The organism is uncultured Blautia sp. (assembly GCF_902497045.1).
Classification (GTDB): domain Bacteria; phylum Bacillota; class Clostridia; order Lachnospirales; family Lachnospiraceae; genus Blautia_A.
The window spans coordinates 1-11,615 of the sequence record NZ_CABVDF010000076.1 but is presented as its reverse complement, the minus strand read 5'-3'; the positions used below and the strand labels follow the sequence as shown (position 1 = coordinate 11,615).

The 11,615-nt window shown below is 43.9% G+C and carries 13 protein-coding genes and 1 pseudogene; 11 read left to right on the top strand and 3 right to left on the bottom strand.

Annotated features, from left to right (window positions below; all coding sequences use genetic code 11):
* From RDS42_RS07375 to atpC, 10 genes and pseudogenes are all read left to right on the top strand, one after another.
* Positions 1-1,005: WYL domain-containing protein (locus tag RDS42_RS07375; RefSeq protein ID WP_308783070.1), on the top strand; the 1,005-nt coding region annotated here is incomplete at its 5' end.
* A complete protein-coding gene (locus RDS42_RS07370; protein ID WP_308783069.1) occupies positions 950-1,930 on the top strand; it encodes a biotin--[acetyl-CoA-carboxylase] ligase in 981 nt (326 codons plus the stop codon). The genes RDS42_RS07375 and RDS42_RS07370, both read left to right, overlap by 56 nt.
* 217 nt (positions 1,931-2,147) lie before the next feature.
* A pseudogene (locus tag RDS42_RS07365) lies at positions 2,148-2,807 on the top strand (F0F1 ATP synthase subunit A); the annotation flags it as partial.
* 58 nt (positions 2,808-2,865) lie between these two features.
* Entirely contained in the window at positions 2,866-3,090 is a 225-nt protein-coding gene (atpE, locus tag RDS42_RS07360; RefSeq protein WP_308783068.1) for an ATP synthase F0 subunit C, read from the top strand.
* Between the two features lie 36 nt (positions 3,091-3,126).
* Positions 3,127-3,627: a F0F1 ATP synthase subunit B gene (atpF, locus tag RDS42_RS07355; RefSeq protein WP_308783067.1), complete on the top strand. Its 501-nt coding sequence runs from the start codon at positions 3,127-3,129 to the stop codon at positions 3,625-3,627.
* Complete coding sequence (atpH, locus tag RDS42_RS07350) at positions 3,608-4,111, top strand: ATP synthase F1 subunit delta (protein ID WP_308783066.1); 504 nt, start codon at positions 3,608-3,610, stop codon at positions 4,109-4,111. Before atpF ends, atpH begins: the two co-directional genes overlap by 20 nt.
* A 5-nt stretch (positions 4,112-4,116) precedes the next feature.
* Positions 4,117-5,631, top strand: coding sequence for a F0F1 ATP synthase subunit alpha (gene atpA / locus RDS42_RS07345; RefSeq protein WP_308783065.1), 1,515 nt, complete (start codon positions 4,117-4,119; stop codon positions 5,629-5,631).
* An 18-nt stretch (positions 5,632-5,649) separates the two neighbouring features.
* Entirely contained in the window at positions 5,650-6,540 is an 891-nt protein-coding gene (gene atpG, locus RDS42_RS07340) for an ATP synthase F1 subunit gamma (RefSeq protein ID WP_308783064.1), read from the top strand.
* A 5-nt stretch (positions 6,541-6,545) separates the two neighbouring features.
* Positions 6,546-7,937, top strand: coding sequence for a F0F1 ATP synthase subunit beta (gene atpD, locus RDS42_RS07335; protein ID WP_308783063.1), 1,392 nt, complete (start codon positions 6,546-6,548; stop codon positions 7,935-7,937).
* Positions 7,938-7,949: 12 nt separating this feature from the next.
* On the top strand, positions 7,950-8,357 hold the full coding sequence (gene atpC, locus RDS42_RS07330; RefSeq protein ID WP_308783062.1) for an ATP synthase F1 subunit epsilon: 408 nt from the start codon (positions 7,950-7,952) through the stop codon (positions 8,355-8,357).
* A 93-nt stretch (positions 8,358-8,450) separates the two neighbouring features.
* Here the strand turns inward: atpC and RDS42_RS07325 are convergent, their stop codons facing one another.
* From RDS42_RS07325 to RDS42_RS07315, 3 genes are read right to left on the bottom strand one after another with little or no spacing between them, the layout of a single operon-like run.
* Complete coding sequence (locus RDS42_RS07325; protein ID WP_308783061.1) at positions 8,451-9,179, bottom strand: hypothetical protein; 729 nt, start codon at positions 9,177-9,179, stop codon at positions 8,451-8,453.
* Positions 9,176-9,694, bottom strand: a complete 519-nt coding sequence (locus RDS42_RS07320) for a hypothetical protein (RefSeq protein WP_308783060.1) — start codon at positions 9,692-9,694, stop codon at positions 9,176-9,178. The genes RDS42_RS07325 and RDS42_RS07320 overlap by 4 nt, the downstream gene beginning before the upstream one ends.
* 1 nt (position 9,695) lies before the next feature.
* On the bottom strand, positions 9,696-10,202 hold the full coding sequence (locus tag RDS42_RS07315) for a sigma-70 family RNA polymerase sigma factor (RefSeq protein ID WP_308783059.1): 507 nt from the start codon (positions 10,200-10,202) through the stop codon (positions 9,696-9,698).
* A 331-nt stretch (positions 10,203-10,533) separates the two neighbouring features.
* On the opposite strand from RDS42_RS07315, the gene RDS42_RS07310 reads away from it, so the two are divergent.
* On the top strand, positions 10,534-11,535 hold the full coding sequence (locus tag RDS42_RS07310) for a LacI family DNA-binding transcriptional regulator (protein ID WP_308783058.1): 1,002 nt from the start codon (positions 10,534-10,536) through the stop codon (positions 11,533-11,535).
* Positions 11,536-11,615: the final 80 nt, after the last annotated feature.

Below are 11,615 nucleotides of genomic sequence, written 5' to 3'. Positions count from 1 at the left end.
ATGAAAATATTTTGGGAAAGAACCGACAGAGACCATGGAATATCTGTAAGAGAAATTGTGTCAATTTTGCGTTCCTGGGGAATCAAGGCAGAACGGAAGACTGTTTATGATGATATAGAAGCACTTCGGTATTTTGGATTAAAAATAGGGAACAGAAGGGTCAACAGAGCAGGCTATTATCTGGAAGACCGTGCTTTTGAATTACCGGAATTGAAATTTTTGATGGATGCAGTGCAGTCTTCCCGTTTTATTACGGAGAGACAGACGCAGGAACTTGTGAAAAAGCTGGAAAATCTTGCAAGTGATCCGGAAAACCGAAAGCTTCAGAACCAGATGTTGAAAGGAATTGGTGTCAAGACACCCAATGAGGAGATCTACGTGAATGTAGAAAAGATTTATGACGCATTCACAGAGAACTGCCAGATCAGCTTTCGATATTATGAATGGACACTTGCAAAAAAAATGCACGCAAAAAATAATGGTCAGAGATATCGGGTAAGTCCCTGGAAAATGATGTGGGATCATGACAGATATTATCTTCTGGGAATAGATGAGAACAGCGGCATTGCCAGACACTATCGCGTGGACAGGATAAAGGAGGTAAAGCTGGAAAAAGAAAGCCGTAACGGTGCGGCGATTTTCCGGGATTTTGATCTGGGAAAATTTTCTGTAGGAACATTTGGAATGTCCAGGAGAAAAGATGCTTTGGTGAAACTGGAATTTGAGAATTCCATGATCAGCGAAGTAATGGAATATTTCGGACAGGAGGCGGTAATTTTACCTTCTGATGAGGAGCACTTTACATTTCAGGGGCATGTCTGTGTGGGACGTGAGTTTTTTGGATGGCTTGCAGGTTTTGGAAAAAGTGTAAAGATTCTTTCACCGGAAAAGATACGCAGAGAATATGGAGTATTTTTAAAACAGGCACTGGAAGGATATGAGGACAAAGATGGCAGCAAAAAAGACAGTAAGATCCAGACTCTTAGAACTTCTGGAACAAAATAAAGGAAAGGTTCTGTCGGGAGAACGAATCGCGGAGGAACTTTCCTGTACCCGGGCAGCAGTATGGAAGGCAGTGAAAGTACTTCGTGAAGAAGGGTATGAAATTGAAGCCGGACCTAACAGAGGATATATGCTTTCTGAAGACAGCAACCTGCTTGCAGAAGAGGGAATACGCCCTTTTTTAGATAAACAGGAGGTTTATCTGCAGGTATATCCGGAGGTTGGTTCTACTAATCGTGCAGCTAAGGAAGCGGCTGTTTCAGGAAAAGCACATCATGGAAGCGCAGTTCTGGCTGATCAACAGAATTCTGGAAGAGGAAGGAAGGGGAGACAGTTTTTTTCTCCAAAGGACAGTGGACTCTATCTGAGCGTAATTCTGGAGCCAAAGGGCAGTCTCAGAGAAAATCTGATTCTGACGGCACAGGCAGCAGCTGCTGTTCATAAAGCAGTGAAGGAGATCACCGGCATCTCTCTTGATATTAAATGGGTCAACGATCTTTACTGTCATGGAAAGAAAGTCGGCGGTATCCTGACGGAGGCGGTGACAGATTTTGAGAGCGGGGAAATCCAGTTTGCAGTTGTTGGAATCGGATTGAACCTTTATAAGCCGGAGAAAGGATTTCCGGCAGAGCTTGAGGGTGTAGCAGGAGCCTTATATGAAAAACGTGAGGATGCAGAGGGAATAAACAGAAACAAACTTGCAGCAGCTCTTATCAATTGTCTTTTAGAAGAAACCCGGGAGATCAGAATCCCGCCGGAATATTTTATGAATAATTTAGTGCCCGGACACAGGATACAGATTCTGGACGGTCAGCGGACACGCTTTGCCGATGCTCTGGAAATCTGTCCGGATGGACGTTTAAAAATACGGGAGGAAGACGGAACAGAGACATTGCTGTGTTATGGAGAAGTATCTCTGAAAATATAAAATACAGATACTGACCTATATGTTGATTTATAGACGGTCACGAAACAGAATTGGACGATTTGCATAAAAATATCGTCCTTTTTTTGTGCAAAATAGTGAAGAAAAATATTGACTTTAGAAAACAAAAGAGTAAAATAAAGAAATCGAAAATTGATCTTACCGGTCAGACAAACAAGAAGGAGGGAGTGAAACGAACAGTTTAACAGAAGTATTAAAAGAAGAACTGAACTGTCGGACAGTGTTTACCATTCCGATAGGAAAGGGCATTCCGGTATTTGAATCTGTAGTTGTCACCTGGGTGATCATGGCAGTCCTGGTAGTCCTGTCTCTGATCCTTACCAGGAATCTGAAGGTCATGAATCCGGGAAAGAAACAGCTTCTTCTGGAAGCAGGGATTGATTCTCTGCGGAAATTCTTTCGGGGAATACTGGGAGAAGAAGGCGACCGTTATATCCCCTATATGATGACCGTCATTATTTTCCTGGGAGTTTCCAATGTATCGGGTATTTTTGGTGTGAAGCCACCTACCAAGGATTTGAATGTTACCCTTGCCCTGGCTCTTATGAGCATGTTTCTCATTGAATACTGCGGTATCCATAAGAAAGGACTGAAAGGCTTTTTTAAGAGCTTTCTGGATCCGATTCCGGTGATGCTTCCTATGAACATCATGGAGGTTTTTATCCGTCCTACAGCGCTTTGTTTCCGGCTTTTCGGGAACATTCTTGGAGGATTTGTGGTTATGGCGCTTGTAGAATTTGTGTGTCCGGCAATATTGCCGATTCCATTCAGCCTGTATTTTGATTTTTTTGATGGTTTTATACAGGCGTATATTTTTGTCTTTTTGACAGCTATGTTCATGAGTGAGACCATGGACTGACCTGGGCTGATAAGCCTTAAAAATACGATATTCATTATGAATCAGGAGGAAAAATATTATGACAAGTTTAATCGCTATTGGAGCAGGTATCGCAGCATTAACCGGTATTGGAGCAGGTGTTGGTATTGGCCTTGCAACATCCAAGGCCGTAGAAGCAATTGCAAGACAGCCTGAGGCAGAAAGTAAGATAAGCAAAAACCTTCTTCTTGGCTGTGCGCTGGCAGAGGGTACTGCTATTTTTGGTTTTGTTGTAGGTCTTCTGATCGTAGTAATGCTTGGCTGATCGACGACTACATAAAGAGAAAGGCAGGTACAGACGATGATTCAGATTAATATGAATCTTGTTTTTACCATCATTAACCTGCTGGTTCTTTATCTTCTGATGAAGAAGTTTCTGTTTGGTCCGGTGATCCATGTTATGGATCAGAGACAGCAGATGCTGGAACAGCAGCTTGAAGAGGCAAAAAAGACAGAAGACAGGGCAAATGAGCTTCAGAAAAAGTATGAAACTGCTCTGAAATCCGCCAAGGAGGATTCCTGCCGGATCGTGGAGAAAGCAAAGCTGGAGGCAAAGGCTCAGGCAGAGCAGACTGCACAGGAGGCACGGGCTGAAGCTGACAGGATGCTGGCAAAGGCCAGAGATGATATCTCTGCCGAGAGGGAAATGGCGATGAAAGAGATGCAGGGAGAGGTTGGCAGACTGGCCATGGAGGCGGCGTCCAGAATTCTGGACAGACAGGCCGGATCTGATCAGGATCTTGCCATGTATGATCAATTTATAAAAAAAGCAGGTGATCCCCATGACGACAGCAGCTGTTAACTACGCAAAGGTTCTGTATGAGCTTCCTGTTCCGGAAGAAGCAGTAAACGAATCCGAAAGACTGCTTCAGGAAAATCCGGAACTGATCCGATGCCTGGAAAATCCTCTGATCGCTTTTGAGGCCATGGAGGATATCATCGACAGGATCTTTCCCAAGGAGATCCGTTCTTTTTTGAAGGTAGTATGCCGGCATAAAAAGATGGGAGTATGGAAAGAAATTTTCCGGGCTTACAGAAGCATGAGCATGAGAGATAAAAAAATCCTGGAGGCGGAAATTATCTGTGTCACACCGCCGCAGAAGGAGCAGCTGGAAGGAATACAGACTTTTCTCTGCAGAGAGTTTCATGTGAAAACAGCAGAAATCCGGATAACAGAAGATAAAAGCCTGATAGGCGGATTTATTTTAAGAGCAGGTGGAAAAGAATTTGACTGGAGTCTGAGAGGACGCTATTTCAGACTTCGCCAAAAGCTTACACGGAGGTGAACCATTTGAGTGCGATTAATCCAGATGAGATTATTTCAATTTTAAAAGAAGAAATCGAGAATTATGATGAAATAAGCCAAAACCAGGAGGTAGGCACTGTCATTTCCGTGGGAGACGGAATTGCCGTAGTCTACGGAATCGATCATGCCATGTACGGAGAAGTCGTGGTTTTTGAAAACGGTCTGAAAGGTATGGTACAGGATATCCGTTCCAATAGTATGGGATGTATCCTTTTTGGCAGTGATTCCGGTATTCGGGAAGGAACCAGAGTCACCAGAACAGGAAGACAGGCAGGTATCCCTGTAGGAGAGGGATTTATTGGAAGAATCGTAAATGCCCTGGGAGCTCCGGTAGACGGGAAAGGAGAAATCCGGGAGGAGGAATATCGCCCGGTAGAATATCCGGCTCCGGGTATTATTGACCGTAAATCTGTTACTGTGCCTATGGAAACAGGAATCCTGTCCATTGATTCTATGTTTCCAATTGGACGGGGACAGAGGGAGCTGATCATCGGCGACAGACAGACTGGAAAAACCTCCCTTGCCATTGATACGATCCTGAACCAGAAAGGGAAGGACGTGATCTGCATTTATGTGGCCATTGGACAGAAAGCTTCTACAGTGGCAAAAGTAGTCTCCACTCTGGAAAAACATGGAGCCATGGAATATACCACAGTATTTACTTCTACAGCCAGTGACTGTGCTCCGCTTCAGTATATTGTGCCTTATGCAGGAACTGCTCTGGCTGAATATTTTATGTACAAGGGCAGAGATGTACTGATTGTTTATGATGATCTTTCCAAACATGCAGTGGCGTACCGTGCGCTGTCTCTGCTGCTGGAACGCTCTCCGGGACGTGAGGCATACCCGGGAGATGTATTTTATCTTCATTCCAGACTTCTGGAACGTTCCAGCCGGTTAAGCGACAAAGAAGGCGGAGGTTCTATCACTGCCCTTCCTATTATTGAGACCCAGGCAGGAGATGTGTCTGCGTATATTCCTACAAATGTGATATCCATTACCGACGGACAGATTTTTCTGGAAAGTGATCTTTTCTTTTCCGGCATGCGTCCGGCAGTCAATGTGGGACTTTCGGTTTCCCGTGTAGGCGGTGCTGCCCAGGCAAAGGCCATGAAAAAAGCATCCGGAAGTATCCGTATTGATCTGGCGCAGTACAGGGAAATGGAAGTATTTACCCAGTTCAGTTCTGATCTTGACGAGGCCACCAAAGCGCAGCTGCGTTATGGAAGCTGCCTGATGGAGCTTCTGAAGCAGCCTCTGTGCAGTCCGATGAAGCTTCATGAGCAGGTGATCACTTTGTGGACAGCCACACATAAGGCGCTGGTTCATGTGGAAACACGTAAGCTGAAAACTTATCAGAAGGAACTTCTGGAGTATTTTGACAACGCTTATCCTGAAATTGGAAGAGAAATTGACGAGACAAAAGTTCTTTCTGATCAGCTTGGAGAAAAAATCCTTCAGGTGGCGGAAGAGTTTAGAGCACGTCAGGCAGCAGAGTAGGAGCAGCAGGAGGAAGTTATGGCAAATGCAAGAGAAATCCAAAGCAGAATAAAAAGTGTCCAGGATACTATGAAGATCACCAATGCCATGTATATGATCTCCTCTTCCAAAATGAAAAAAGCCAAAAAGATACTGGAAGATACGGAACCTTATTTTTATAACATGCAGGGAGCCATAGCCAGGATCCTGCGGCACGTTCCGGATATCCAGCATCCGTTTTTCAGTGTCCGTCATTTGGTTCCTGCCGGGGAAAGAAAGACAGGGATCATTGTAGTTACCGGAGACAAAGGAATGGCAGGAGCCTACAATCATAATATCACCAAACTTACAGATGAATTTATGGAAAAAACACCTGGTTATCATCGGCTGTATGTGCTGGGGATGACAGGACGCCAGTATTATGAAAAAAAGAATGCAGACGTAGACGGAAGCTTTCGTTATACAGTACAGAAGCCTACCATGCACAGGGCAAGGCTGATCAGTGAGGAGATTGTAAGAGCATTTCTGGAGCGGGAACTGGATGAGGTACATATTGTTTATACACAGATGCAGAACGCTGCGGTAATGGAAGCTGTGGACATGCAGCTTCTTCCTCTTAAAAAAACAAGTTTTTCCCCTTTTCAGATTCCTGTGGAAGCTCCTCAGGAAGAGATTGAAATGTATCCTTCAGCAGACGTAGTACTTGATACGATGATCCCCAATTATCTGACCGGCGTGATCTATGGATGTCTGGTTGAGGCTTATGCCAGTGAGAATAATGCCAGAATGACTGCTATGCAGGCATCTACTGACAGTGCAAAAAAAATGCTGCAGGAACTTTCCATACAGTATAACCGGGCGCGGCAGGCTGCTATCACACAGGAGATCACAGAGGTGATCAGTGGTGCAAAGGCTCAGAAAAGGAAGTGACTAGGATGAATAAAGGTAAGATCATACAGGTTATGGGACCTGTTGTAGATGTTGTTTTTGAAAATGGGGAGCTCCCGGATATCAGAGAAGCTCTGGAAGTAGAGAATAATGGAAAAAAATGTATTATGGAAGTTTCTCAGCATCTGGGAAACCGTGAGGTGCGGTGTATTATGCTCAGTGCCAGCGAGGGACTTCAGAGAGACAGAGAAGTAATCGCTACGGGAAGCGGGATCAAGGTTCCTGTAGGAGAGTGCACATTGGGCAGGCTTTTTAATGTTCTGGGAGAGACGGTAGATGGTGGAGACTCTCTGGAAGGTAAGGAACACTGGGAAATCCACAGAGATCCCCCGGGATTTGAGGATCAGAGCCCTGCAGTAGAGATTCTGGAGACGGGAATTAAAGTCATCGACCTTCTGGCTCCTTATGCCAAAGGTGGTAAGATCGGTCTGTTTGGCGGCGCCGGTGTAGGTAAAACTGTGCTGATCCAGGAACTGATCCAGAATATTGCTACTGAGCATGGCGGCTATTCTATCTTTACAGGGGTAGGAGAGCGTTCCAGAGAGGGAAATGATCTCTGGTCAGAGATGAAGGAATCAGGCGTACTGGAAAAAACAGCCCTGGTGTTCGGACAGATGAATGAGCCGCCGGGATCCCGTATGCGTGTTGCGGAGACCGGTCTTACCATGGCGGAATATTTCCGTGATACAGAACACAGAGATGTTCTTCTTTTTATTGACAATATTTTTCGTTTTGTACAGGCAGGCTCTGAAGTTTCAGCTCTTCTGGGACGTATGCCCTCCGCTGTAGGATACCAGCCTACGCTTGCAACGGAAATGGGAGAGCTTCAGGAACGTATTGCATCCACCAGATCTGGTTCCGTAACTTCTGTACAGGCAGTTTATGTGCCGGCTGATGACCTGACAGACCCGGCGCCGGCAACAACCTTTGCCCACCTGGATGCGACAACAGTTCTTTCCAGAAAAATTGTGGAGCAGGGAATTTATCCGGCAGTAGATCCGCTGGAATCTACTTCTCGTATTCTGGAGGCAGATGTGGTTGGTCAGGAACATTATGATGTTGCCCGCCGGGTACAGGAGATTCTTCAGAAATATAAAGAGCTGCAGGATATTATTGCAATCCTGGGTATGGAGGAACTGTCTGACGAGGATAAAAATACCGTATACCGTGCAAGAAAAATCCAGAGATTTTTGTCCCAGCCTTTCCATGTGGCAGAGAATTTTACCGGTATCCCCGGCAAATATGTACCGCTGAAGGAGACAATCCGAGGCTTCCGTATGATCGTGGACGGAGAAATGGATCAGTATCCTGAGAATGCTTTCTTTAATGTGGGTACCATTGATGAAGTGATCGAAAAAGCCAAAACCATTGAGCAGTAAGGAGAGGAGCTTATGGAAAGTACATTTGGTTTGGAAATCTATGCCAGTAATAAGCTGTTTTTTTCCGGAAGAGCCAGATCACTGACCGTACCGGTTGAAGATGGAGAAAAGGCATTTCTGGCCCATCATGCAAACCTGATCGCAGCAATTGTCCCAGGTGAAATGCGTTATGAAGATGATGAGGGAAATAAGGTTGTCGTAGCGGTAAGCTCAGGGTTTGTAGAAATGATCAATAATCGTGGAAAAATCTTTTGTCTGACAGTGGAACGTCCGGAAGAGATCGATGTGCGGAGAGCACAGGAGGCAAAAGAGCGTGCGGAGGAACAGCTCAGGCAGAAGCAGAGTATCCAGGAATACCGTATGAGTCAGCTGGCTCTGGCAAGAGCTATGACAAGGCTTCGGGTTACAAAAGAATTGTAAATATCTGTTGGCTGTTGTTTATAGTCAGATAAAAAGAAAAAGGCAGGAACCGTAGTATATGCTATGGCTCCTGCCTTTTCAGACAAATATATTTTATTCTTCAATTTTTGTATTCCCGGCAGGTGAAACGGTATCTGTTTCGGAAGAAGCAGTATTTTGCTCTGTAGCAGTGTCCTTTTGTTCAGACACAATTCCTTCTGTCTCAGATGCTGTCTTTTCTGCATCAGAGACAGTGGTCTGCTGATATGGGCGGTAAGGTTCCCAGTAATGTTCTTCTTGTTTTGTGTCTGCTGCTTTTTCGTTTTCATCCTCAAGTTCCAGTTTTTTCGTTTTCAGTAGATGGACTCCTCCGGCAATGATGACGATTGCAATAATAATAGACGGAAGGGTGTAAAAGATATGGCTGAAAAAGCTTACTACATACTCAGGAAGGATCCAGCGGATCAAATCGGTTACATTATCCCAGAGAATAGAAACACCGAAGATGATCAGCAGTATGGCGATGATTTTTTTGTATTTCCGCACAAAATGATCGGTATTGTCAATAAACTGATCCATATGGAGAATGTAAGCATCTTCTACGGAATAAAAATCTTCTTCTGATAATGATTTCAGATTGTGTACATTGAAGAAGCTGTAAGCCCATAAAATAGGAAGAAACATAACAAAAAATCCGATCCCGGAATATCCGGAAAAGAAAATACAGCCCCAGAACAGCAGCATGATGCTGAGTCCCTGTTTACGGAAACCCATATACAGCTCACCGGCACCTGGGATCAGTGAGCAGAGAAAAAGTAAAAATCCCTTTTTTTGTTTTGTCATTTTGAAAATCCTCCGTTAAATAATTTATTTGAAAAGTCTTCAATATAGCTAAAAGCTGCATTCAGCCCCCGGGAGAAGTCTGAGTTTATGTGTTCTGTAAAACGGGAGATATGTGCAGAAGGTTTTTCCCGTTTTACGTCTTCAGAATACTCCTGAACTTTTGAATAGGAAAAAGTACGAAGTACACTGAAATCCATGCGCTGTACTGTAAACAGGAGGAGAAGTGCTGCAATGACTCCTGTAGCAGTACGAAGCCCATAGTAAAATAACTGCATCTGCCGAGAGGTTTTTTTCACCATTTGGACAGCCTGGATATCCGGAGCAGCCGCACGCTGCAGGATTTGTTCGGAAAGATAGGCAGGAGCGGAAGTTTCTGCGCTTTTACTTTCTTCTGCAATCATCTGCTCCAGACAGAAATCACATTGATCCAGATGTTCCAGAAAAGCGATCATTTCGTCTGTATTCATCTTAGCATTATCTGAAAAATTTTCCAGGGTTTTATCTGGAATATGCATATCAACGGCTCCTTTCTTTTATATTTACTGATGGTACTAGAAGTTTTTTCAGCATAGCTTTTGCCCTGTAAAGCTGTGTCTGGATTGTTTTGGGATTTTTCTGAGTCTGCCGGGCGATCTCAGTAACTGACAGCTGCATACAAAAATGTGAAACAGCAACTTCTTTGTAGGGGCTCTTAAGCTGCTGACACAGAGCGTATACCTGTTGGTCAGAATCTGTTTTCAGATACATATTCTCTGGAGTCGATGATGTATCCGGTATCTGAGAAAAATAAACATCTTCCGTAGGGATACTGCGCCGCCCGGCTGCTTTCAGAAAATCCAGGCACTTCCGTACTGCAATCTTACTGAGCCATGCTTTTTCGTAAGTACCATCAAAACGGGAAAGATTTTTATAAGCAGATAAAAATACCTCCTGAGTCAGATCTTCCGCATCGAAAGGGTTTCCTACAGATTTCAGGCAGATGGAGTAGATCAGATTCTGATACTGCTCCAAAAGATATTTCAAATATTCTTCCTGTGAAATATGATCAGCCCCCTTCTGTATTTTTTGCCGGATGAATATGGAAGACCATCTCCGGTATTGTTTCCCGTTCATATATTATAACGCGGATAAAACAGAAAAGGATTCAGGATCAGTAAAAAAATCTAAAACCTGAAAAGGAACCCGTTCCATCAAAATGACGAAAAATACTCTGTTTTTCAGCCGAAGGGAAGATTGTAAAGAAATTTTTGGTATGCTATAATCATTAATTATAAAAAAGATGTCCAAATTTCAGTGCTGTAGGCAAGTTGGAATTTGAAAAAGTTTTAAGAGATATATTATAAGGAAGGAATGTATGGCTAGTATCAGAGATGTGGCACAGAAGGCCGGTGTAGGAGTAGGAACTGTATCAAGAGTAATAAACGGCAGCGGGTATGTTGCGGAAGACACAAGAAAGAAAATCGAGCAGGCAATCCAGGAACTGCAGTATACGCCAAATGAACTGGCACGTAATCTGTTTAAAAACCGGACCGGAATCATAGGAGTGCTGGTGCCGGATCTGGATCATCCATTTTTTTCCTCTTTTGCCAGAGAGACAGAAATAGCACTCTATAATAAAGGGTATAAGGCAATGATCTGCAATACCATCGGAAACAGCAACCGGGAGCTGGACTATCTGAACATGCTGGACAGGAATATGGTAGACGGGATCATAACAGGATCCCATACACTTCATGTAGAGGAATATCGGAAGAGAAAGCATACCATTGTTTCCCTGGATCAGGATTTTGGACCTGAGATTCCGATGGTGGGATCCGACCATATTTATGGAGGGACACTGGCGGCAGAGATCATGATCAAGAACAAATGCAAAAAGATTCTTCATATCACAGGAGTGGCACCTAATGTGGCAGCTAATAACAGACATGCGATCTTTGAGTCTATTCTTGCGGAACATGGAATCGAAGTGGTGGATCTGATGATGGAATGGAACAAATTTGATCATCAGTCCTATTGGGATGCTGCGGAAGAAGCGATTCGGAAATGTGACGGGATTGATGGAGTTTTTGCTGCCGATCAGCCGGCTCTGTGTTATATGCATCTTGCCATGAAAGCCGGAAAAAGAGTACCGGAGGATCTGAAGGTTGTAACATATGATGGAATGGACATTACCAGACTTTGTTATCCGGAGGTTACCTGTATCGATCAGAATGTTAAGTTTCTGGCAAATACATGTACAGATACAGTAATTAATTTGATAGAGGGAAAGGAACGCGTTCCACAAAAGCAGATTATTGCAATGGAATTTCATCAGGGAGAAACCACATATCCGGTGGAATTAAATGGAATATTCTGATAAAAAAAGGAAAATATAACGAGCTGCGGGTGGAGATATCTGATAATAAAGAAAGATATCTCCATTTTTTTGTGGAATAG

Excerpts from the sequence above, each read along its gene's own strand:
- atpE (WP_308783068.1), top strand. The coding sequence starts at position 2,866 with ATGACAAGTTTAATCGCTATTGGAGCAGGTATCGCAGCATTAACCGGT.
- RDS42_RS07320 (WP_308783060.1), bottom strand. The coding sequence starts at position 9,694 with ATGCATATTCCAGATAAAACCCTGGAAAATTTTTCAGATAATGCTAAG.
- atpD (WP_308783063.1), top strand. The coding sequence starts at position 6,546 with ATGAATAAAGGTAAGATCATACAGGTTATGGGACCTGTTGTAGATGTT.
- RDS42_RS07325 (WP_308783061.1), bottom strand. The coding sequence starts at position 9,179 with ATGACAAAACAAAAAAAGGGATTTTTACTTTTTCTCTGCTCACTGATC.
- atpC (WP_308783062.1), top strand. The coding sequence starts at position 7,950 with ATGGAAAGTACATTTGGTTTGGAAATCTATGCCAGTAATAAGCTGTTT.
- RDS42_RS07370 (WP_308783069.1), top strand. The coding sequence starts at position 950 with ATGGCAGCAAAAAAGACAGTAAGATCCAGACTCTTAGAACTTCTGGAA.
- atpF (WP_308783067.1), top strand. The coding sequence starts at position 3,127 with ATGATTCAGATTAATATGAATCTTGTTTTTACCATCATTAACCTGCTG.
- RDS42_RS07310 (WP_308783058.1), top strand. The coding sequence starts at position 10,534 with ATGGCTAGTATCAGAGATGTGGCACAGAAGGCCGGTGTAGGAGTAGGA.
- atpH (WP_308783066.1), top strand. The coding sequence starts at position 3,608 with ATGACGACAGCAGCTGTTAACTACGCAAAGGTTCTGTATGAGCTTCCT.
- atpG (WP_308783064.1), top strand. The coding sequence starts at position 5,650 with ATGGCAAATGCAAGAGAAATCCAAAGCAGAATAAAAAGTGTCCAGGAT.